The organism is Sphingomonas aestuarii, assembly GCF_054457155.1.
Map to the genome: position 1 here is coordinate 191077 of NZ_JBTKVV010000002.1, position 21059 is coordinate 212135.

Below are 21059 nucleotides of genomic sequence, written 5' to 3' on the forward strand. Positions count from 1 at the left end.
CTGCGCAGCATGGATTGGGATATCGTGGTAGCATGTTGCGGTGGGTCGCCCTGCTGGCCTGCACGAGCCTGATCGGCGCCCAACCTCTTGATCCGGCGCAGGCACAGCATGTTGTCGATCCGCAAGCGGTCACGGCTTTGGCCGCCGCGCCCGAAATCGACCCCGATTTGCTGGAAACGCTCGAACTGTCGCCGCACGACCAGCGGATGGCGGTGCCGGTGATGATCGGCGACAATGACGGTTACCGCTTCGTGATCGATACCGGCGCCGAACGCACGGTCATTTCGCGGGAACTGGCCGATCGGCTGGCGCTGGGGGCGGGGCCGCGCATCAATCTGGTATCGCTCAGCGGGCGTAGCCAGGTTGCAACGGTCGCCATCCCGGCGCTGCGATTCGGGCGGAAGCGCGATCCGAAGCAGGTGATGGCGCCCGCCTTGTCGTATCGCCATCTGGGTGCTTCAGGGCTGTTGGGGGTCGATCTGCTCGAGGGGCACAAGGTTTCGATCGATGTCGATCGCCGCACGATGCAGGTTCGTCCGTCGCGCCGATCCGCACGCGCGTCGATGGAGCGAAGCAGTCCGAACGAGATCGTCGTGCGCGCAGCGTCGCGGCTGGGCCAGTTGATCGTTACCGACGCCGATTATCGCGGCAAGCGCATCCGCGTGGTGATCGACACCGGTTCGGGCATGAGCATCGGCAACATGGCGATGCGGCGACTGATCGGGGCACGCGGCACGCCATTGGGCAGCATCCCGATCACAAGCGTCACCGGGCAACAGGTGATGGCCGAATATCATCAGGTCGATCGGTTCCGGCTGGGCGGCATGCAGATGACCAACGCGCCGATGGCGTTCGGCGATCTGGAGCCGTTTCGCACGCTGGGCCTGGACGATGCGCCCGCGATGCTGCTGGGGATGGACGCGTTCCGCATGTTCCGCCGCGTCGACATCGATTTCGCCAACCGCGACATCCGTTTCGAATTGCGCAGCGAAGGGGTCGGTCTGCGGATGATGTGAAGCCGACGATTGCATTCGGTCGGCGCGCACGGCATGGCGGTGTTATGGTTCCCCTTTCGTTCGGTAGTGTCGCGTTTCGGGCGCTGGCAAATGGCGCGCTTTACTGGCCGGAGCGCCGCGCGTTGCTGGTCGCCGACCTGCACCTCGAAAAAGGAAGCTGGTTTGCGGCGCGCGGACAGATGCTGCCCCCCTATGATTCGATCGCGACGCTCGCTGCCGTGGACGAGGCGATCGATCGGACCGATGCGCGCGAGCTTTGGTGCCTGGGCGACAGTTTCCACGACGCCGCCGGGTGCGAGCGCCTTCCCGCCGACGCGCAAGCCGCGCTGCGGGCGTTGACCGCGCGGGTGGACTGGCACTGGATCGTCGGCAATCACGACCCGTTCTTTATCGATTGCTTCGGCGGCGAAGTCGTCGATGAGGCAGCGGTCGATGGGTTGGTGCTTCGCCACGAAGCGCTGGCCGGAGAGGTACGGCCCGAATTATCGGGACATTTCCATCCCAAATTGCGCGTCAACATGCGCGGGCGCAACGTCGCGCGGCGATGTTTCGTGGCGACGTCGACCAAGCTGATTCTGCCCGCATTCGGCGCGCTGACCGGGGGGCTCGATGCCGATCATCCGGAGATCGTGCGTGCGGTCGGCAAGCGCGCCGAGGCGCTGGTCCCGCTCAGCGACCGGCTGCTGCGTTTTCCGATCGCGGCCTAGCGATTGGCGCACGCCACCGGGCCGGGACCGCGGACGGTGCATTTGGGCGATCCCGACACGCTGATGCTGCCCAGCCCCATCGCCGATATGTCGGCGGTGTAACGCGCGTTGAACGCGCCGCTGCCCATGCCCTGCGACATCACGGTCAGGTCGCGTGCGACCAGCGTGCCCGCATCGATCGAGCCGGTGCCGGAGTTGAGGAAGCGCGCGCGACCCGCCGTGCCGCCCACCGTCAACGCGCCCGTCCCGTTCATCGTTGCGTTCAACTGATCGGTTTCGATCCGCGCGACCGACAGCGCGCCTGCGCCTGCCACCGACAGATCGACCGCCTGGGCGCGAAGATGGTCGATCCGCAACTGGCCACCGCCCGCGACCGTGGCGGCGCGCAGCATCGGCGTGGTCACCCTGACGCTGACCTGCCCCTTTGCATCGCCGGGATAGCCGCCCCAGCCATTCGCGCTAGCGCTGACGACCAGGGTGCGTCCCTCGACCCGGATGTTGACGCCGTCGATCGCGCGCGTGTCGCCCGACAGCACGCCGCCCGCCCCCTTGCCCGTCGTCAGCGTCACGTCGAACGGACCCTCGACGCGCACCCGGTCGAAACTGGTGAGCATCACCGTGCGGTCACGCGATTGCGCGGACGTCGGGAGCGAAAGCGCGATGAGGGCGAGCGTCAGCGGGATCATGCCGCGACGCTCGCATTCATTCTCCCATCAGGCAAGGCTTCAGCCTGTGCTGCCGCAGCGAACGTCGCCCGACCCCAGCTTGTTGACTCTGCATCTGGCCTGCGGGCCGAGGTCGACATCGCCCGACCCCATGATCGCGATCGACGCATCGCCATTGACCAGCGCGCGAACGTCGCCCGATCCCGCAATGTTGATATCGGCATGGCTGGCGGTCAGTCCCGGCGCGTCGAAATTGCCCGATCCGGCGATCGACAGTTCGAACCGGTCGATCTGGCCGCTGGCGGCGATCGTGCCCGATCCGGCGAGCGAAAAGTCGCCGCGCCCGCCCTGCAAGATGCCGATGGTCATGTCGCCCGATCCGGCAAGGTTGCCGTCGAAATCGCCGGTTGCGCGGTTGATCGTCAGGTCGCCCGATCCCGCCAGCAGGCCGCTGCGGATCGTCGGCATCGACACCAGGATGCGAACATCGCCATCGCCGCCGCCCCAGTTCCAGCCGGCGCGGTCCTTGCGCCCGACGATCAGCCGGTCGCCGTCGAGGCGGATTTCGATTCTGTCCAGGATCTCGGCATCGCCCTCGGCCCGGACGGAGAAATCGCCGCCGGTCGAAACCTCGACATCGTCCGATCCGCGCAGTTCGACCCTGGTGAAATCGCGCACGGCATAGCTTCGGGCATCGCCGCTGCCCTGCGCTTCGACCACGGTTCCCGATTTCTCGCCGATCGTGGCGTCTCCGTTGCACGCCATCAGCGGCAGGGCGGTGAGGGCGATCAACAGGCTGCGCATGGGACATCTCCTTTGTGTGTTATTGATATAACACACGTGGGAAGCGGTCAAACGAAAAGAGGCGAGCCCTTGTCAGGCCCGCCTCCTTCGGTTCGGTATGGGAAAAGTGTCGCGCGGTTACGCGGGCACCTTGTCCTTGTTGTGGATCGCGGCTGCCGCGCGCAGGATTTCGAGCAGCTTTTCGAGCGCGGTCGGCTCGTCCACCTGTTCCATCGCGGCGAGTTCGCGCGCGAGGCGGCTGGCGGCCGCTTCGAAGATTTGCCGCTCGGAATAGCTCTGCTCGGGCTGGTCGTCGGCGCGGAACAGGTCGCGGACCACTTCGGCGATCGACACCAGGTCGCCCGAATTGATCTTCGCTTCATATTCCTGGGCGCGACGCGACCACATGGTCCGCTTGACCTTGGGCTTGCCCTTGAGCGTGTCGAGCGCCTCGCGGAGCGTCTTGTCGCTCGACAGCTTGCGCATGCCGACGCTTTCGGCCTTGTTTGTGGGCACGCGGAGCGTCATGCGCTCCTTTTCGAAACGCAGCACATAGAGTTCGAGCTGCATGCCGGCGATTTCGGACTTTTGCAGTTCGATTACGCGACCGACGCCGTGTTTGGGATAGACGACATAATCGCCGACGTCGAAGGACAGGGCTGTGGAAGCCATGCGGGATACCTACCTTTCATGGGTAAACGCCAATCCGGGAGAAAAGGGGCGGCCAAAATGGCGAGCGACCCCGCGGCCGAACCGGCGGTGGTGAATTCGTACGTCTCCGAATAGCGCCGGGGCGACCTGTCCAAGCGCTTGCTGAGCATTGTTTAGCAGATTCGTAACAAAATTACCAGCCCGGCGTCATATATGACGCGGGCGCGACAGGCTGTGGATAACGGGGATAAGTCCCGCCAGTAAGCTGGACCGTTGCGGGTCCGAACCGGTCAGTCGCCGGCGCCGGGTTCGGGCGAGAAATATTTCTCGAACTTGCCCTCTTCGCCCTTGTGTTCGTCGGCGTCGGCAGGCGTCTGGCCGCTGTTCGACGTGACGTTGGGCCATTGCGCCGAGAAGGTGTTGTTCAGCTCGAGCCATTTTTCGAGGCCGTTTTCGGTGTCGGGCAGGATTGCCTCTGCCGGGCATTCGGGCTCGCACACGCCGCAATCGATGCACTCGCTGGGATTGATGACCAGCATGTTTTCGCCTTCGTAGAAGCAATCGACCGGGCAGACTTCGACGCAGTCCATATATTTGCAGCGGATGCAGGCGTCGGTGACGACATAGGTCATGGTCGGTCGGGCTCCTTGGGCGTCGAACGATCCTGCTATTGCGCGCGCCCGTCCGCGTCAACGGGGTTGGGGGCGGGGCTTTCTATCGCGGTGTAAAGCGTCGCGGCTTCGCTCGCAGGGCCACGGCGCTGGGGAAGCGCCTCGACACGCACGATCCGCACCGCGCCATTCCAGGGCCAGGCCAGCACCGATCCGACGCGCACGGTCGCATGGGCGCGGTCAATGCGGCGTCCGTCGATGCGCAGCGTGCCCTTGTTCGCGATGGTTTGCGCCATGCTGCGCGTCTTGGCGAGCCGCGCAAACCAGAGGAAGCGGTCGATCCGCATCGTGTCGCCAGCCCCCCTAGGCGCGGCGTCACTTGCCATGCGCGGCCTTCAGTTCGGCAAGCGCGGCAAAGGCGTTGCCGGGGCGAGGCGGCGGTGCAGCGCGCTTTGGCGCGACCGGGCGTCCGTTCCACGCCCAGCGCCGTGCGCCGTCATGCGGCTTTGCCGTGCGAAAGCCGAGCAGCACCATCAGCCGCGCCTGGCTGTCCTCGCTCAGCCCGATCGAGGTGGCGAGCGCAGGGTCGGGCGCGAAGGGCGTGCGGCCCTTGCGCGCGTCGTGCGCCGCGCGCGCGATCCGTTCGATCAGGTCGATGCGGACGAGTTGCGTGCCGATCGCACGAAAGCCTGCGGGGGCTGCATGATGCCCGCGTGCCAGGATCGTCGCCCCCGGTGGCGGCAGGACCGGCAGCGCGCTTCCCCGCGCGGCAAGCAGCACCGATCGCCATTCGAGCGGACCGGGTTTGAGCAAGGCGGGCGCGAACAGGTCGAGCGAGCCGATGGTAACGCCCGCCTGCCGCAGCCGTCTGCGCGACGCGGGGTCGAGCGCGGCGACTGCGTCGGCAAGCGGCTCGCGCGGGGTCATTCCGCCTGCATCGGCCAGCGCTGCGGCAACCGCGCGCAGCGGCGGCGGCGCATCCGGGTCGAGCGAAATCGCCTCCAGCTTTGCCAGCCACGGCGCGCGCTTTCGATTGGCGCTCGCGAGCCAGGCCTCGATCCGCGCGACAACCTTGTCGCGCGATACCGGCGTCAGCGCGGCAACGCTTGCATCGGGTACGATGCGCGGACGGGCGAGCGAACCGCCGGGTTTCAGAATCGCGATGACCGATCCCTGCCAGACCATCACCGGCACGCCGTCCTTCGCGATCACGCCGAACGCGTCGTCCTTCGCATCCGCGACCAGCCCGGCGCGGTGGGCGAATTCCTTGTGCAGCCGCTTTTCCGCCGCGGCGAGCAGCATCTTCTTGTCCGCCAGCCGTGCGTCGGGGGCGACGACGAAGCGGAACCCCTCGATCCGGCCGATCGCATGGCCTTCGACCTCGACCGCGCCGTCCGCCACAATCTCGACCGGCAACAAGTCGGGATCGGCGCCGATCTGGCGCAGCAACATCGTCGTGCGCCGGTCGACGAAGCGCTGGGTCAGCCGGTCGTGGAGCGCGTCGGACAGCCGCGCCTCGACATCGCGGGTGCGGCCTGCCCAATGTTGGGGATCGGCCAGCCAGTCGGCGCGGTGCGCGATATAGGCCCAGATGCGGACCCCCGCGATGCGGCCCGCGATCGTCTCGACATCGCCCTGCACCTGATCGAGCCGCGCGAGTTCGGCGGCGAACCAGTCCTGTGGGATGACGCCCGCGCCTTCGCTCAGATGCCCGAAGATGCGCGCGATCAACCGGCTGTGCATCTCGCTGCCCGACTTGCGGAAATCGGGCAGGCCGCACGCCGCCCATAGCCGCCGGACCATCGCCGGATGGCGGCAGCGGTCGCGGACCCAGGGTTCGCCCTCCAGTCGTTTGAGCACGGCGAGATCGGTCGCCTCGGGCGCGGCGCGCAGTTCGACGCCGTGCGGGCGCTTTTCGAGGCTGGCGATCAGCGCATCGACGGAGGCGAAATCGGGCGATCCTTCGCGCCAATAGAGGAAATCGAGGCGCGGAATATGATGCCCCTCGATGGCCATGATCTCTTCGGGCGTAAATGCGTTGGGGCCATCCTCGGTCAGCGCGCCGAAGGTGCCGTCGCGCTGGTGCCGACCCGCGCGCCCCGCGATCTGCGCCATTTCGGCGACGGTCAGGCGCCGCTGGCGGCGTCCGTCGAACTTGTTGAGGCCCGCGAAAGCGACGTGCGCCACATCCATGTTCAGCCCCATCCCGATCGCGTCGGTGGCGACCAGATAATCGACCTCGCCCGCCTGAAACATCGCGACCTGGGCGTTGCGAGTGCGCGGGGACAGTGCGCCCATCACCACCGCCGCGCCGCCGCGCATCCGGCGGATCGCCTCTGCCACGGCATAGACTTCTTCGGCGCTGAACGCGACGATCACCGATCGCTTGGGCAGCCGCGACAGCTTCTTCGCACCGGCATAGCTGAGCGTGGAGAAGCGCGGGCGGCTTTCGACCTGGGCATCGGGAAGCAGCGCGCGGATCATCGGCTTGAGCGCGCTCGACCCCAATATCATCGTCTCGTCGCGCCCGCGCGCGTGGAGCAGACGGTCGGTGAACACATGGCCGCGTTCGGGATCCGCGCCCAACTGCGCTTCGTCGATGGCGACAAAGGACAGGTCTTTGTCGGTCGGCATGCTCTCCGCCGTGCAGAGGAACCAGCGAGCACCCGGCGGGACGATGCGCTCTTCCCCGGTCAGAAGCGCGACTTCCTTCGGTCCCTTCATCGCAACGACGCGGTCATAGACTTCGCGGGCGAGCAGCCGCAGCGGAAAGCCGATCATCCCGCTCGAATGCGCGGTCATGCGCTCGACGGCCAGGTGCGTCTTGCCGGTGTTGGTGGGGCCAAGCACGGCGGTGACCGGATGGCGGTGGGGGCCGTTCATTTGTCCCCAACATCGCGAGTGGCGCCGGGCGGCGCAAGAGGGAGGGCTGTCGAAACCCGTGGTTCCGAAGATGCTCACAACTCGCCCCTCCCTCGCCACCATTCGCCGCATCCATCGCCGCCATCTGCCGGAGTTAATTTGACTTTAGCATTTGTGCTTCACAGGGTTTGGATCGGCCGGGGGTGGAGTTTTTCGGCGGTTTTCGGGGGCGAGCGCCGTGTTCTTGCGCAGCGATATCGGGTTGGAACTGGCAGGGGGCACCAGCGCGCGCTCCTTCGGTCGTGCGCCCGCACCGCCGCCCAGGCCGCTGACGCTGATCGAGCGCATCCAGGACCGGTTTCCCGATTTCGACCTGACCCCCGATCTGGGCTCGCGCATCGGCAGCCGCGAATGGTTTCGCGGGCTTGCGACCTGCGCGGGGCTGATTACCGTAACCCTGCTGCTGTCGCCCGGTTTCGAACGTCCGATCCACGGTGCGGTCACCCCACCGCTCAGCGGCACCGAATGGGAAGATGCGCGCAGCCAGTCGATTTCGGCGCTTGCCTATGGCGCGACGACGGGGATGCGCGGCGAAGCATCGGCGCTGGTGCGCCCGCTGGCCGACACGCCGGAGCGCCCGATCCTCGAACTCACTGCCGTGGTCGGCGCAGGCAGCCGCTTTGCCAGCGCGCTCGAACGCGCTGGTGTCGGCTCGGGCGATGCCGCGCGGGTTGCCGATCTGGTCGCAGGCGCGATCGATCCGACCGATATCCAGGCGGGCACGCGCGTCGATGTGACGCTGGGTCGCCGCTTGTCGAAGCTGGAAGCGCGTCCACTCGAAAAGCTCGAATTTAGGGCGCGGTTCGATCTGGCGGTGGCGGTGAACCGGGTCGACGGCGCATTGGCGCTCACTGAAATCCCGATCGCCGTCGATCACACGCCGCTGCGCATTCGCGGGCGGGTCGGCTCCAGCCTCTACCGCACCGCGCGTGCGGCTGGCGCGCCGGCGAAAGCGGTCGAGGCCTTCATCAAATCGATCGCCACCAAGGTTCCGATGTCGCGGATCGGCGCGAACGACCAGTTCGACCTGATCGTCGAGCGCCAGCGCGCCGCGACCGGCGAGGAACAGCTGGGCAAATTGCTCTATGCCGGGCTCGACCAGGGTCCCCGCGAGGTGCAGCTCGTCCGTTGGGAACGCCAGGGCCGCACCATGTGGTACGATCCCAAGGGCATCGGCGAGCGCACCGAGGGCATGTTGATGCCGACGCAGGGGCGTCTGTCGTCCAGCTACGGTTATCGCACGCATCCGGTGCTCGGCTTCCGCCGTCTGCACAAGGGGATGGACATCGCCGCCCCCACCGGCACCCCGATCCGCGCCGCCACCGATGGGGTGGTGCAGTTCGCGGGGCGCAATGGCGGTTACGGCAATTATGTCCGCATCAGCCATTCGGGGGGGTACCAGACCGCCTATGGCCATATGCACCGGATTTCGGTCCGCTCGGGCACCCGCGTCACGCGCGGCCAGGTAATCGGCACGGTCGGTTCGACCGGCATGTCGACCGGCCCGCACCTCCATTACGAACTGTGGAAGAACGGTCAGGCGGTCAATCCGCGCTCGGTCAGCCTGTCGAACACCGATCGCCTGACGGGCGCGGAGTTGAACCGTTTCCGCGGGGTGGTGTCGAACCTGCTCGGCACGCCGGTTGCGGGTGCTACTGCGGTGGCGAAATCGGACGACGGCGCCGCGGAATAAGCTCCGCATTTCGAGTTTCCAGCAACGTCCAAAGCGTCATCCCAGCGAAAGCTGGGATCGCAGGTGGTATTGAAATCCGGCATGAGACCCCAGCTACTGCTGGGATGACGGGGATGTTGGAGAGGCGTTCGCGGTTCGCTTACCGTCCCTGCAAGCGCCACCGCCGGATGGTGCGCTGAAGCATTTCCTCCTCGCCGCCGGTATCGCGCCACAATTCGCTGAACATCGGATCGCCCGATGCCGGGCGGCGCGAGGCTTCCAGATCGTCGAAGACCACGCGCATCGGCGTCGCGACGCCTTCGCCGCAGACGATGCATTCGCGGTTGCGCAGCGCCGGGATCGAATCGAGGAAACCGCGCGCCCCCTCTGGCATCGCTGCGCGCACATAGGCCTGGTCGCGATCGTTGTTCAGGCGCATCGAAATGATCGTGCCGCATTGCGACAGCACGCCTTCGGCCAGGTCGGACGGGCGCTGGGTGATGAGGCCCAGCGATACACCGTATTTGCGGCCTTCCTTGGCGATGCGGCTGAGGATGCGGCCGACCGAGCTGTTGTCGGCATTGCGTTCGTTGGGGACGTAGCGATGCGCTTCCTCGCAAACCAGCAGGATCGGGCGCTGCGCTTCGCCACGCGCCCAGATCGCATAGTCGAACACCATCCGGCTGAGCACCGCGACGACGACCGACGTGATTTCGTTGGGCACGCCCGACACGTCGATGATCGAGATCGGCTTGCCCTGCGACGGCAGGCGGAACACCCGGCTCAGGAAATCGGCCATCGTGTCGGCGACCAGCATGCCTGAAAACATGAAGGCATAGCGCGGATCGGCCTTGATCTCGTCGATCTTGGTCTTGATCCGCAGATAGGGCGCGGTCTCGCCCGCGCGGTCGAGCTTGCCCATTTCGAGCTGGATCAGGTTCGACAGATCGCTGAGCAGATAGGGGATCGGCGAATCGACCGTCAGCTTGCCCATTTCGCCCGCCAGCCTGTTCTTGGAGCGCGCGGCAAGCAGGCATTTGGCGAGGATGTCGGCATCGATCTGGCGCTCGTCGCCATGCGTGGTCAGGAACACTTCGCAATGTTCCTCGAAGTTCATGAGCCAATAGGGCATCGCCAGGTTGGACGAATCGTAGATCGCGCCATTGCCGCGAAACGCCGCCGAATATTCGCCGTGCGGATCGATCATCACGATATGGCCCTGCGGCGCGAGGTCGCAGATGCGGTGAAGGATCAGCGCCGCCGCCGTCGATTTACCCGTGCCGGTCGATCCCAGAAGCGCGAAATGCTTGCCCAGCAGCGCATCGACATACAGCGCGGCGCGGATGTCGCGGGTGGGATGCACCATGCCGATTTCGACATGCGCGCGGTTGTCGGCGGCATAGATCTGTTTCAGATCGGCGCTCGACACCGGATAGACCGGCGTGCCGGGCACAGGATAGCGCGTGACGCCGCGCCGGAAATGGTAGAGTTTGCCGGTCAGCTTTTCCTCGTCGCCTTCGCCCAGAAAGTCGATCTGGGCGGCGATATGATAGGGCGAGTTGTCGGCGATGCGCAGCGACCGCACGCTGGCGATCAGCCAGACATTGCCGACGCGCATCTTGACCTGGCTGCCCACGGTTCCGGTATTGGCAAGCGCGGGATCGGCGTGGTTGGACAATTCGGTCAGGGTTTCGGCATCGAGCAGCACGCGGCTGGTCGATCCGGTGATTTCGAACACGCTGCCGATCGGCTGCGGCACGAATCCCTTGGGGCTGACGCCGGTCTCAGCCGCGGCTGCGTCGGTAAAGGGGCGATTGCCCAACATTTCGTTCATACGCAGGCCCCACTCACCCTTCGGACGGTCGACCATGCGCGCGCAGACGTAAAGATCGGGTAAGGACGGCGCTAACGACTTAGAAACGCCGCCAAATCGCGCCCGCTCCCCAACCGAAGGCAAGCGACAGCAACACCGCGACCAGGCCGTAAGCCAGCGAGGCGTTTTCCGCCGCCGCCGCGACGAACCGCTCGAACCCCGATTTGCGGATGTCGATATCGCGCACCGCCGCCGACAGCACGCGACCGTCCTGGATCAGGAAGGTTTCGGCAGTGAATTTGCCGACCGGTACACGCGCCGGGATGATCAGGCGCGCCCGGTAAAGCACGTCGTCGGTAATCTCGACCGCGTCGGGATCCTCGTAATAGAGACCGGCGCGCCGTCTGAGGTCGACGAGCCCGGCGGCGAAGCGCGCTTCGTCGGCGGACGGCGCGCCCGATGCCGGCGACAATTGCAGGCTGTCGAGCCCGAGTTCGAAGATCGCGCGTCCGCGTTCGTCGATGATCTCTTCGATCGGGCGCGACGATGCGATGGCGTAGAAGCTGGGGGCGGAGCGATAGCGGTTGCTGTCGGCGTTGACCCATATGCCGGCCAGTCGCTGCTTTTCGCGCAGCAGGATCGATTCGGTCGGGCCTTTGACGACCACGACGATGTCGGCAGGACGACCGCCCTGGGGCACGCGGCCCTGCGGATACAATATTGCGCCGAACAGCAGCAATTCGGCACCGGTGAAGGAATAGGCGATCTCGATCTCGCGCTGCGACACGTCGGGGACGAGCACCGGGCTCGCCGCACCGATCAGCAGCGGCGCCAGCGTCAGGGCGGCGAGGGCGCGCAGCCGCCTCACATCAATTGCACCGAATAGATTTCGTCGGGTCGCCAGCCCAGGCCCATTGCCATGCGGATCGCCACCGCCAGCACCATGATGGCAAGCGCCAAACGCAGATATTCGGGCTTCGCTTTCTGCGCCAGCCGCGCGCCGATCTGTGCGCCCGCGACCGAACCGAGGAGAAGCAGGACGGCAAGGACGATGTCGACCGCCTTGGTGGTCAGCGAATGGACCATCGTCGCCGCGGCGCTGACGAAAAGGATCTGGAACAGCGACGTGCCGACCACGACCTGCGTGCCCATGCCGAGGATGAACAGCATCGCCGGCACCAGGAAAAATCCGCCGCCGACCCCCAGCAGCATCGTCAGAATGCCGGTCAGGATGCCGAGGATGAACGGCGCGAACGGCGAAATATACAGCCCCGACCCATAGAAGCGCCAGCGCAGCGGCAGCGCTGCGATGATGCGGTGATGGCGGCGGCCGCTGCTCTTGCGCACCGTGCCGCTGCGGCTGGCCGAGACGCTGGCGATCGCCTCGCGCAGCATCAGCCCGCCGATCGACCCCAGCAGCACGACATAGAGCAGGGCGATGACGACATCGATCTGGCCGGACGCCTGAAGCGCGCGAAAGATGATCGCGCCGAACAGCGATCCGACGACGCCGCCTGCGACCAGTACGCCGCCCATCTTCATGTCGACGCCGCCACGCCGCAAATGGGCATAGACGCCCGACACGCTGGCCCCCGTCACCTGGCTGGCGGCGGAAGCGGCGGCGACGGTGGGTGGAATGCCGTAGAAAATCAGCAGCGGCGTGGTCAGAAATCCGCCGCCGACCCCGAACATGCCCGACAGCAACCCCACCGCGCCGCCCAGCGCGATGATGACCAGCGCGTTGACCGACAGATTGGCGATGGGAAGGTAGAGGTCCATGATCGGCTACCGCCCTACCGCGTCGCGACGAAACGAAAAAGGGCGGGCGCGCGCTTTGCGGTCAGAAATCCGCCGCCAGCGTCAGTGCGATCCCCGATCCGGGGCGGACTTCGCCCGCGACGCGTTCTCGCCAGTCGATCGACGCGCGGAAATGGCGATCGCCGACGGGCATCCGCACGCCGATCGATGGGCCGATGTCGACACGCTGCGCATCGCGCTGCGCCGCCGCCCATGCCCCCAGCCCGACGTCGAAATCGGCGCCACCGGTATCGACGAGCTTTTGCGAGACGCGAACGAAGCCGTCGCCATAAGGCTCGGCACGCGCCCGCCAGATCACGCCGGCCTGACCATAAGCCTCGACATTGACGGCCAGATCGGAGCGGTTGGCGATGGCAGGTTGCGGGCCGATTCCGGCGACCGCACCCAGCGCCGGTCCGCCTTCGGTCCCGTCGATCCCGAAGCGATGCTCGGCAATGAGCCGCACCGGCGCATCGCCGGGCCGCATGTCGAATCCCAGCGCAACTTCGCCTCCTCGGCCAGCGAGCGGGGCCGTCGCGCGGCCATAGGCGCCGATCCGTTCGGTCAGCGCGTGGCGCACGACGATGCCGGCCTGGCTTCCGCCCAGCTGACGCATGCCGGGCGCAAAACCGCCGCGCGTCATCAACCAGGCGCTGGCCTGCAAGCGGTCGCTACGCTCGCGAAGCGAAAGCGGCGGGACGGGCGCGATCTGCGTCGCCGCCATATCGCCCAGCCGCCCCAGTTCGACATCGTCGGCCACGAAGCGGCCGGAAAAATGCGCCAGCCCTGCATAGGCGAAGCGCAGCCGATCCGTGCTGTGTACGCTGGGCTGGACCACGGGCAGCACGGGTGCCGGCCGCCAGTGATCGGCGACCGGCTTCGGAACCGGGGCGCCGGCATCGGCTGCCTTGGCTGTACCGATCAGATGCGCATCGACGATCGCGGCGGGCAGTTCGAGCAAGGTCGTGCGTTCGATCACCGGCCACAGCACGAACGCCCGCCAACCGATCCAGCCCGCCACCACCAGCCCCAGAAAGCGTAAAGGGCGGCCTTGCAGCATCACCGACCGATCTCGCCCGCAGTCGGGAAATGGTGCGCCGTCTTGTCCCAGCGCAGCGCATTGCCGCGCAGCAATTGCCAATATTGCCCCAGTGCCCGCCGCGCGGCGAGCATCGCGATGATGTTGCCGACCACCAGTCGCGGCACCGCCAGCCCGGCCGCACGCCAGCCATAGCCGGATGCCACCCAACCGATGCGCGACGCGATCCGCCACACCAGCAGAAACGCGGTGACGATCAGCAGCCAGGACAGCATGTCGCCCTTTGCGCCGGTGAAATCGCCGGTCAGCACGAACACTATGCCCCCCGCCGCCAGCCCCAGATAGGCGCAGGCGAGCGTCATGACCGACAGGATCGCGCGCCGATCGCGCATCCGCATCCACCATTCGACCAGCGAGGCGCGCCCGCCCCAGCCGGTGCGATCCCATCCGGCCAGCGCAATGCCGGTCATCCAGCGCGATTTCTGTCGGACCGCGGCGTCGATGGTGGCGGGGAAATAGGCGCGCACCGCCACCGGATTGCCGTTGGCATCGACCGCGCGGGCAAAGCCGCCGCGACCGCCTTCGCGCGCGATCGCCAGCCCCAGTTCATAATCCTCGGTCAGGCTGGACGCATCGAACGGAATGCCATCCCTTCGGTCCGCAATGGCGCCGATCAGGTCGCGACGGATCGCGCAGCCGACGCCTGCCAGCGGAAGCGCCGCGCCGATCGCGTCGCGCACCGGCATCTGGCGCCCGTGCGATTCGATGAATTCATCGCAATAATGGCCGCTGATCAGGGGCGAGCCGGGAACCGGCATCGGCAGCACCGGCAATTGCGCGGCCTGACGATGATCGAGCATCGCGCCCAGCACCCTCAATTCCAGCGGATGAACCACATCCTCCGCGTCGTGCAGCACGATCCCGCCGAAACGACGCCCCGTCGCCGCCTCGTCGCGGAGCAGCGCGCGCCACAGCGTGTTCAGGCAATCGGCCTTGGTCGTCGGTCCCGGATGCGGCAGCACGACCAGCCGGACGCGCGCATCGCGTTCCGCAACCTCCGCAACCGCGGCGATCGTCGCCGGATCATTGGGGTAAGTGCCGACGAAGACGCGCAGCGCATCTTCGCGCAGCGTTGCCGTCAAATGGTCGAGCATCGCGCCGATCACCGGCGATTCGTCCCAGGCGGCGATGAAGATCGCAAGTGGCGGCCCCTTGGGGCAAAGCTGTGTCGCGTCCGCCGGACGCAGGCGACCGCGCAATTTTTCGCGCAGCCACAGCAGATCGACAAGCAGATCGTCGGCCCCGCCGACCAGAAAGCCGATGGCCGCGAACAGCAGCGCTTCGCGCGCGGTGAACGCAACCGCGTCCACGATCCAGTCGGCAGCCCCCAAAACATGCCCCCCGATTCGGTGGCGGCATGATGCACGCCTGTCCCGCATCGGATCAAGCGATTGCGTAAGTTGCATGACTGGCCCGCGCTGTACCAAAACAAAACGCCCGGGAGCCAATCGGCATCCCGAGCGTTTCGCGTGCGGTCCTTTCCCTTTCGGGGACTGATGCCGTTCGGCATCCGGCCGCGCCGAGGCTTATCGCGGCGCGGCCATTGGACCGGGTCTTACCAGTAGAAGCCGCGGATCACGTCCACCACGACCCCGCGCCGGTAATCGATCAGCACCACATCGTTATAGTGGCGGACCCAGCGCTGGTTGCGGCTGACCGGCGGGAGGCGATAGCGCCACGGATCGTTGATCCAGTAACGCTGGGCGTAATAGGTCGGCGCGATGCGCGCACCGGGGCGAAACTGGTTGTAGCGGAACGGCGCGCGCCAGTTGCCGCGGGCGTAGAGCGCGCGATTGCTGTTGCGATAGTCGCGCCAGTCGTTGCGGCCCCAGCGGCGGTCGCGCTCGCGCACGCTCTGGTTCAGGTCGCGGCGGGCGTCGCGCACGTCGCGGCGCTGCTCCCGCACGTCGCGGCGATCGCCATAGCGCTGCGCCTGGCGCAGTTCGCGACGCTCCTCGCGCAGATCACGGCGATTTTCGCGGATTTCGCGGTTCGACTGGGCATTGGCGGTCGCCGGAACGATCGCGGCGGGCATGGCCACCGCAGCGATCAGCGACGCGATCAAGGTCTTACGCATACAAACCTCCTTCAATTCGGTCTCACCCTGTCCGGGTTTCGACCATGAAGGAGTATTTGGCCGATTCGTCCTGAACGGCGCGGGAATGCGCCGGTCAGGAAAACGAAAGGTGGCGTGGACGCTTATTGCTGCTGGGGCGGGGGCGCGCCAGCACCGACGGTGCCGATATTGCCGAACAGATCCTGGAAGAATCCGCGCTCGCTGCCGAGAGTCGGCGTCTTTTTCGACGTCGGGGTGATATTGGCGACGTTTTCCAGTCCCTCACGGGTGATGGCGGTTACCGTGCCGGCCTGGTCGAACTGGATGCGCAGCACCGTCTGTTGCGTCGGATCGGGCTTCTGGAACGCGAAATTGCGGTTTTCACGACCGAAATAATACCAGTCGCCCTGATCGAACTGCGCGGCAAAGGTCGGGCTGCCCAGCGTCCGCATCACCGAATCGCGATTGTCGACGCCGGGCGAGATCGAATTGACCAGATCGGCATCGGTCACATAACCGGTGAAGCTGCGCGATTTGGTGCACGCGCCCGTCGCCAGCATTGCCGTGCAGGCCAGCGCGAACGCCACGCGCCTGGCCGAAAAACCCGAAATCAACGCCATCACATTCTCCTCAGGCGAGCGCGCACGATCCTTCTCGCGCATTGCATCGCGTGTCGAAGCCCTCAATATGCGGGCACGAACCGGCAAACAAGCCGCTTGGCCACCAACCGCGTTTCCGGCGCGGTCGCGGGTGCCCGCGGGACGATATGGGAATCACGATGGGATTGCTCGACAGGCTGCTCGGCCGACAACGGGTGCAGCGCGGCGATGCGCTCTATGCGGCGGTCGTGGCGAAGGCGCGGGAGGAACACTGGTATCTGGCGGGCGGGGTCGCCGATACGGTCGACGGGCGGTTCGACATGGTCGCCGCCGTGCTGTCGATGGTGCTGCTGCGGCTGGAGGCCGTGCCGGGGAACGAGGAACTGAACGCCGCGCTCGCCGAGCGATTCGTCGACGACATGGACGGCCAGCTGCGCCAGATGGGGATCGGCGACATCGTCGTCGGCAAGCATATCGGGCGGATGATGGCGATGCTCGGCGGACGGCTGGGCGCGTATCGCGAGGGGCTGGCAGCGGGTGATCTGACGCCGGGATTGCGCCGCAACCTCTACCGCGATCAATCGCCGGAAGACGCGCAGGTCGTCTATGTCGATGAAGCACTACGCGCCTTTCACGCGCGGCTGATGGCGGGCGACGTTGCGGCGTTCGAGCGGGGGCCGTTGCCATGAACGTGGCGCCCGAATTCAGCCGTCTGGTCCGGCTGGACCGCATCGGCGCAGGTGCCAGCGCGCACGACCTGACCGCCGACGAGGCCGAGCGCGTCGCGCTCGCCGCGCGGTTCGGGCTTATCGCGATCGACCGGCTGGACGCAACGGTGAGCCTGAGCCGCGAAGGCGACGACGTGATCGCGACCGGTCGCCTGTCGGCTGCCGTGGTCCAGCGCTGCATCGCCAGCGACGAACCCGTGCCTGCGGCGATCGACACCGACCTCGCGATCCGTTTCGTCCCCGAACGCGACGATCCGGCGGAGGAGGTCGAACTCGATACCCAGGCGCTCGACACCGTCGATTATCGCGGCGGCGCGATCGACCTTGGCGAAGCGGCGGCCGAAACGCTGGCGCTGGCGCTCGATCCCTTCCCGCGCAGCCCGCAAGCCGAAGCGGCGCTGAAAGCGGCGGGTGTGCTGAGCGAGGACGAGGCGAAGCTGGCGAGCAGTCCCTTCGCGGCCTTGAAGGGGTTGGGGACGGGGTGAGGGGCCGCCAGGCACAATCCCCCACCCGTCATGCCAGCGAAAGCTGGCATATCAGGCGGCATGGGGTAGGCTGGAGATATGACAGGCGGCGGGGTCTACATCGCAGCGAATAAACCCGAGGGCATGATCTACACCGGCGTTACAGCCTATCTGGCCGAACGGATGACCCAACACCGCGAAAATCATGGGTCGGCCTATTGCCGCAAGTTGGGATCAAGATTCTGGTCTATGCCGAATGGCATGACGATATCCATGATGCCATCGTGCGGGAGAAGCGAATAAAGACATGGATTCGCGAATGGCGTGTCGCGCTGATCGAGAGCGGCAACGCCGACTGGTGCGACCTTTACGATACGCTCGCGTGAGGCCTGATATCCCAGCTTTCGCTGGGATGACGGAGAAAAAAATAAGACGGGCGCTTGCTATCAACCCCGCATCCCAATCCCCTTTGCCAGCATCTCCGCAATCACATCCGCGACATCCTCGGGTGCTTCGTCCTTCGACCACACACCGTAGCGCAGGCCCAGAAACACGTTCATGCCCATGATCGCCCACGCGTGAATTTCGGATAGCCCGGGCTGGACCTCGCCGCGATCGCCGGCCGCTGCCAGCCGCTTGGCGATGCGGTCGGCGGTGGTCGCATAATGGGCGTGAAAGCTGTCGGGATCGACGAATTCGGCTTCGTCGATGATCCGGTAGATTTCCTTGTGCTCGCGGACAAAGCGCAGGAATTCGAGCAGGCCGGCGCGTTCCGCCGCGATCTGGTCCGGTGCCTGCCGAATCGCGGGCGCGACGTGATCGCGAACCTGGTCGGACATGTCGCGGACGAGCGCGCGGAACACCGCGTCCTTCGAATCGAAATAGGTGTAGAAACTGCCCAGCGCGACGCCCGCGCGGCGGGTGATCCCGCTGATCGACCCGTCGTGAAACCCCTTTTCCCCGAACTCCAGCGCGGCGGCGTCCAGGATCGCACGCAACGTCCGGCGACCGCGCGCGGTGCGCGGTTCCTTGCCCGCACTCGCTGCCGACCCGGTGTCGTCAAGCGTTGTGGCGGCGGCTGCGACATCCGGTTTTGTTGCCGCGCGGACACGGTGTTCGGCCACTCGCGCTTCCTTCCCTAATTCCCAAGTTGAAACCCGGTTCAGGTTTCAGTATAGCGTCCGTCAAGCTCGCACAACCCGGAGCAACCGGGTCGCATTATCTTAAGGGAGGGGTTCCGATGGCACGTCCAATCATTTCCGCGCGCACGATGTTCAATCTCGGTGTTGCCCTCGGCGCGCTGACCGCCGCCCCTGCGCTGGCGCAGGACGTGGGCACCGATGGCGCGCCGATCGTTGAGGAACAGGATGGCGGCGACATCGTCGTTACCGCGCGCCGCCGCGAGGAAAGCCTGATCGACGTGCCGATTTCGATGTCGGTGGTGACGGGCGATACGCTGCGCGATACCGGCGCGGTCGATATCACTGTGCTGCAGGACAAGACCCCCAATTTGACGCTGCAGATCGCGCGCGGATCGAATTCCACGCTGATCGCTTTCTCGCGCGGCGTCGGCCAGCAGGATCCGCTCTGGGGCTTCGAACCCGGCGTCGGCCTCTATGTCGATGACGTCTACGTCGCGCGTCCCCAGGGTGCCGTGCTCGACATCTTCGACGTCGAGCGGGTCGAGGTGCTGCGCGGGCCGCAGGGCACGCTCTATGGCCGCAACACCATCGGTGGTGCGATCAAATATGTCACCAAGCGGCTTGGCAACGAGTTCGAGGGTTCGGCGCGCGCGGCCTATGGCTCCTACGATCAGATCGACCTGATCGGCCAGGTGACGGTGCCAGTGTTCGACGGCTTCTCCATAGGCGGCGCGGTCGCGCGCTACTGGCGCGACGGCTATGGCACCAACCTGACCACCGGTGCCGAGCATTATGACAAGGACGTGGTCGCAGCCCGACTGTCGGCGGAATACAACCCGACCGACACGATCTTCTTTCGTCTGGCGGGCGACCGCGTGCTTGACAAGTCGAACCCGCGCCACGGCACCCGGCTGCTGCCCAACGGGGCCGACCCGATCTATGCACCGACCGCCAGCGTCTATGATACGCGCGCCGGGATCGGCGACGACAACCGGGTGGTGACGCAGGGGCTATCGTTCACCGGTGAAATCGGCCTGTCGCCCGCGCTGACGTTCAAGACGATCACCGCCTATCGCCAGGGCGAATCGGACACGGTGATCGATTTCGACAATACGCGCCTGCCGACGCTCGACATCCCGGCGCGTTACGAGGATCGCCAGTTCACCCAGGAATTGCAGCTGCTCTACGAAGGCGACCGGGTGCAGGGCGTCGTCGGGCTCTATTATCTGAACGGTCGTGCCGCGGGCGCGTTCGACACCGTGGTTGGCCTGCTCAACACCACCACGCTGACTTCGGGCGAGGTAAAGACCGAAAGCTATGCCGCGTTCGGTGATGTCAGCTTCGACGTGACCGACCAGTTCAGCATTTCGGTCGGCGGCCGCTATACCAAGGACACCAAGGAAGGGACGGTCTTCCGCCAGAACTTCACCGGCATCCGCAGCCCGCGCTTCGGCAATGCCGCCGCGATCCCCGGCCTGATCCGCACCGATTACACCAACGAGCGCGATTTCGAGCAGTTCACGCCGCGCGTGTCGCTGAGCTACGAAGTGCGTCCCGAGCTGAACTTCTATGCCTCCTACGGCAAGGGCTTCAAATCGGGCGGGTTCGACATGCGCGGCGACGCGCTGTTCACCCCGACCACGGTCGACGGCTATGCGCCAGAAAAGATCGACAGCTACGAAATCGGGATGAAGGGCGCGTTCCTCGACCGCACCCTGTTCCTGAACCTCGCGGGCTATCATTCGAAATACAAGGATCAACAGGTCACCATCCAGGTGCCCAACGTCCTGGGTGGCATCGCCAGCTTCGTCGACAATGCCGGCCGCGCCGATATCTGGGGCGCCGAGGCCGAAGCGCGGATCGTGCCGAGCCGCAATTTCTCGGCGACGATGACGCTGGGCTATACCAACGCCGACTACAAGGAATTCCTGACCTTCATCGGCGGCGGCACCACGCCGGTCGACGTGGCGGACCAGCGGGTGTTCCAGAATACGCCGGAGTTCACCGCCAGCGCGTCGGCGACCTGGAGCGCCGACCTGATGGGCGGTCGTTTGTCGGTGACGCCTGCGGTGTCGCTGCGCAGCGACGTGTCGATGTTCGAGATTCCGACGCCCGCACTCGACCAGGACGGCTATTTCCTGGTCGATGCGTCGGCCAACTGGGTCGCGCCCGACGAACGGCTGACGGTCGGCGTCAACCTGCGCAACCTGACCGACGAACGCTACCGCGTGGGCGGCTATAATTTCCCCGGCGCGCTCTTCGGCAACTCGATCATCGGCTATTACGGCCCGCCGCGCACGGCGACGTTCAACATCGGCTATCGCTTCTGATCGA

At 66.1% G+C, this 21059-nt stretch carries 21 protein-coding genes; 7 read left to right on the forward strand and 14 right to left on the reverse strand.

Annotated elements, in window-relative coordinates:
- Positions 1-32: 32 nt before the first annotated feature.
- Together ACX0GZ_RS04150 and pdeM are read left to right on the forward strand one after the other, a co-directional pair.
- Entirely contained in the window at positions 33-1016 is a 984-nt protein-coding gene (locus ACX0GZ_RS04150; protein ID WP_458813669.1) for a retroviral-like aspartic protease family protein, read from the forward strand.
- Between the two features lie 44 nt (positions 1017-1060).
- On the forward strand, positions 1061-1723 hold the full coding sequence (gene pdeM / locus ACX0GZ_RS04155; protein WP_458813671.1) for a ligase-associated DNA damage response endonuclease PdeM: 663 nt from the start codon (positions 1061-1063) through the stop codon (positions 1721-1723).
- Here the strand turns inward: pdeM and ACX0GZ_RS04160 are convergent.
- From ACX0GZ_RS04160 to ACX0GZ_RS04185, 6 genes are all read right to left on the reverse strand, one after another.
- Positions 1720-2409, reverse strand: a complete 690-nt coding sequence (locus ACX0GZ_RS04160) for a head GIN domain-containing protein (RefSeq protein ID WP_458813673.1) — start codon at positions 2407-2409, stop codon at positions 1720-1722. The genes pdeM and ACX0GZ_RS04160 overlap by 4 nt on opposite strands.
- A gap of 39 nt (positions 2410-2448) precedes the next feature.
- Positions 2449-3192, reverse strand: coding sequence for a head GIN domain-containing protein (locus ACX0GZ_RS04165; protein WP_458813675.1), 744 nt, complete (start codon positions 3190-3192; stop codon positions 2449-2451).
- A 117-nt stretch (positions 3193-3309) separates the two neighbouring features.
- On the reverse strand, positions 3310-3843 hold the full coding sequence (locus tag ACX0GZ_RS04170; RefSeq protein ID WP_458813677.1) for a CarD family transcriptional regulator: 534 nt from the start codon (positions 3841-3843) through the stop codon (positions 3310-3312).
- A 269-nt stretch (positions 3844-4112) separates the two neighbouring features.
- A complete protein-coding gene (gene fdxA / locus ACX0GZ_RS04175) occupies positions 4113-4454 on the reverse strand; it encodes a ferredoxin FdxA (RefSeq protein WP_458813679.1) in 342 nt (113 codons plus the stop codon).
- A 35-nt stretch (positions 4455-4489) separates the two neighbouring features.
- On the reverse strand, positions 4490-4819 hold the full coding sequence (locus tag ACX0GZ_RS04180) for an RNA-binding S4 domain-containing protein (RefSeq protein WP_458813681.1): 330 nt from the start codon (positions 4817-4819) through the stop codon (positions 4490-4492).
- Positions 4809-7316, reverse strand: coding sequence for a helicase-related protein (locus ACX0GZ_RS04185; RefSeq protein ID WP_458813683.1), 2508 nt, complete (start codon positions 7314-7316; stop codon positions 4809-4811). The genes ACX0GZ_RS04180 and ACX0GZ_RS04185 overlap by 11 nt, the downstream gene beginning before the upstream one ends.
- Positions 7317-7533: 217 nt before the next feature.
- Here ACX0GZ_RS04185 and ACX0GZ_RS04190 point away from each other — a divergent pair, with 217 nt between their 5' ends.
- On the forward strand, positions 7534-9048 hold the full coding sequence (locus tag ACX0GZ_RS04190) for a peptidoglycan DD-metalloendopeptidase family protein (RefSeq protein WP_458813685.1): 1515 nt from the start codon (positions 7534-7536) through the stop codon (positions 9046-9048).
- 139 nt (positions 9049-9187) lie between these two features.
- Here ACX0GZ_RS04190 and ACX0GZ_RS04195 read toward each other — a convergent pair whose 3' ends face one another.
- The 7 genes from ACX0GZ_RS04195 to ACX0GZ_RS04225 all read right to left on the reverse strand — a co-directional run bounded on the left by ACX0GZ_RS04195 (position 9188) and on the right by ACX0GZ_RS04225 (position 16412).
- Positions 9188-10861 carry an ATP-binding protein gene (locus tag ACX0GZ_RS04195; RefSeq protein ID WP_458813687.1) on the reverse strand — a complete coding sequence of 558 codons (1674 nt, stop codon included), beginning with the start codon at positions 10859-10861 and terminating at the stop codon, positions 9188-9190.
- A 79-nt stretch (positions 10862-10940) separates the two neighbouring features.
- The gene (locus tag ACX0GZ_RS04200; RefSeq protein ID WP_458813689.1) at positions 10941-11708 is read right to left on the reverse strand and encodes a TIGR02186 family protein; all 768 of its coding nucleotides are present in this window, start codon (positions 11706-11708) and stop codon (positions 10941-10943) included.
- Positions 11705-12619 (reverse strand): sulfite exporter TauE/SafE family protein, encoded by a 915-nt coding sequence (locus ACX0GZ_RS04205; protein ID WP_458813691.1) that lies wholly within the window; start codon positions 12617-12619, stop codon positions 11705-11707. The genes ACX0GZ_RS04200 and ACX0GZ_RS04205 overlap by 4 nt, the downstream gene beginning before the upstream one ends.
- Before the next feature lie 61 nt (positions 12620-12680).
- Entirely contained in the window at positions 12681-13697 is a 1017-nt protein-coding gene (locus ACX0GZ_RS04210) for a hypothetical protein (protein WP_458813693.1), read from the reverse strand.
- On the reverse strand, positions 13697-15067 hold the full coding sequence (locus ACX0GZ_RS04215; protein WP_458813695.1) for a glycosyl transferase family protein: 1371 nt from the start codon (positions 15065-15067) through the stop codon (positions 13697-13699). The genes ACX0GZ_RS04210 and ACX0GZ_RS04215 overlap by 1 nt, the downstream gene beginning before the upstream one ends.
- A gap of 224 nt (positions 15068-15291) precedes the next feature.
- On the reverse strand, positions 15292-15813 hold the full coding sequence (locus ACX0GZ_RS04220) for an RcnB family protein (protein WP_458813697.1): 522 nt from the start codon (positions 15811-15813) through the stop codon (positions 15292-15294).
- A 122-nt stretch (positions 15814-15935) separates the two neighbouring features.
- Positions 15936-16412: an outer membrane protein assembly factor BamE gene (locus ACX0GZ_RS04225; protein ID WP_458813699.1), complete on the reverse strand. Its 477-nt coding sequence runs from the start codon at positions 16410-16412 to the stop codon at positions 15936-15938.
- A 146-nt stretch (positions 16413-16558) separates the two neighbouring features.
- Between ACX0GZ_RS04225 and ACX0GZ_RS04230 the strand changes: the two genes are divergently transcribed.
- From ACX0GZ_RS04230 to ACX0GZ_RS04240, 3 genes are all read left to right on the forward strand, one after another.
- Entirely contained in the window at positions 16559-17080 is a 522-nt protein-coding gene (locus ACX0GZ_RS04230) for a ubiquinol-cytochrome C chaperone family protein (RefSeq protein ID WP_458813701.1), read from the forward strand.
- On the forward strand, positions 17077-17604 hold the full coding sequence (locus tag ACX0GZ_RS04235) for a YceD family protein (protein WP_458813703.1): 528 nt from the start codon (positions 17077-17079) through the stop codon (positions 17602-17604). The genes ACX0GZ_RS04230 and ACX0GZ_RS04235 overlap by 4 nt, the downstream gene beginning before the upstream one ends.
- 197 nt (positions 17605-17801) lie before the next feature.
- On the forward strand, positions 17802-17969 hold the full coding sequence (locus ACX0GZ_RS04240; RefSeq protein ID WP_458814355.1) for a GIY-YIG nuclease family protein: 168 nt from the start codon (positions 17802-17804) through the stop codon (positions 17967-17969).
- Positions 17970-18029: 60 nt separating this feature from the next.
- On the opposite strand, the gene ACX0GZ_RS04245 is transcribed toward ACX0GZ_RS04240, so the two are convergent.
- On the reverse strand, positions 18030-18707 hold the full coding sequence (locus ACX0GZ_RS04245) for a TetR/AcrR family transcriptional regulator (RefSeq protein WP_458813705.1): 678 nt from the start codon (positions 18705-18707) through the stop codon (positions 18030-18032).
- A 116-nt stretch (positions 18708-18823) separates the two neighbouring features.
- Here ACX0GZ_RS04245 and ACX0GZ_RS04250 point away from each other — a divergent pair, with 116 nt between their 5' ends.
- Positions 18824-21055 carry a TonB-dependent receptor gene (locus ACX0GZ_RS04250; RefSeq protein ID WP_458813707.1) on the forward strand — a complete coding sequence of 744 codons (2232 nt, stop codon included), beginning with the start codon at positions 18824-18826 and terminating at the stop codon, positions 21053-21055.
- Positions 21056-21059 lie beyond the last annotated feature (4 nt).

Bases quoted from the DNA above. Each gene is read 5' to 3' on its own strand.
- ACX0GZ_RS04150 (WP_458813669.1), top strand. From the start codon at position 33: ATGTTGCGGTGGGTCGCCCTGCTGGCCTGCACGAGCCTGATCGGCGCC.
- pdeM (WP_458813671.1), top strand. From the start codon at position 1,061: ATGGTTCCCCTTTCGTTCGGTAGTGTCGCGTTTCGGGCGCTGGCAAAT.
- ACX0GZ_RS04160 (WP_458813673.1), bottom strand. From the start codon at position 2,409: ATGATCCCGCTGACGCTCGCCCTCATCGCGCTTTCGCTCCCGACGTCC.
- ACX0GZ_RS04165 (WP_458813675.1), bottom strand. From the start codon at position 3,192: ATGCGCAGCCTGTTGATCGCCCTCACCGCCCTGCCGCTGATGGCGTGC.
- ACX0GZ_RS04170 (WP_458813677.1), bottom strand. From the start codon at position 3,843: ATGGCTTCCACAGCCCTGTCCTTCGACGTCGGCGATTATGTCGTCTAT.
- fdxA (WP_458813679.1), bottom strand. From the start codon at position 4,454: ATGACCTATGTCGTCACCGACGCCTGCATCCGCTGCAAATATATGGAC.
- ACX0GZ_RS04180 (WP_458813681.1), bottom strand. From the start codon at position 4,819: ATGGCAAGTGACGCCGCGCCTAGGGGGGCTGGCGACACGATGCGGATC.
- ACX0GZ_RS04185 (WP_458813683.1), bottom strand. From the start codon at position 7,316: ATGAACGGCCCCCACCGCCATCCGGTCACCGCCGTGCTTGGCCCCACC.
- ACX0GZ_RS04195 (WP_458813687.1), bottom strand. From the start codon at position 10,861: ATGAACGAAATGTTGGGCAATCGCCCCTTTACCGACGCAGCCGCGGCT.
- ACX0GZ_RS04205 (WP_458813691.1), bottom strand. From the start codon at position 12,619: ATGGACCTCTACCTTCCCATCGCCAATCTGTCGGTCAACGCGCTGGTC.
- ACX0GZ_RS04210 (WP_458813693.1), bottom strand. From the start codon at position 13,697: ATGCTGCAAGGCCGCCCTTTACGCTTTCTGGGGCTGGTGGTGGCGGGC.
- ACX0GZ_RS04220 (WP_458813697.1), bottom strand. From the start codon at position 15,813: ATGCGTAAGACCTTGATCGCGTCGCTGATCGCTGCGGTGGCCATGCCC.
- ACX0GZ_RS04225 (WP_458813699.1), bottom strand. From the start codon at position 16,412: ATGGCGTTGATTTCGGGTTTTTCGGCCAGGCGCGTGGCGTTCGCGCTG.
- ACX0GZ_RS04230 (WP_458813701.1), top strand. From the start codon at position 16,559: ATGGGAATCACGATGGGATTGCTCGACAGGCTGCTCGGCCGACAACGG.
- ACX0GZ_RS04235 (WP_458813703.1), top strand. From the start codon at position 17,077: ATGAACGTGGCGCCCGAATTCAGCCGTCTGGTCCGGCTGGACCGCATC.
- ACX0GZ_RS04250 (WP_458813707.1), top strand. From the start codon at position 18,824: ATGGCACGTCCAATCATTTCCGCGCGCACGATGTTCAATCTCGGTGTT.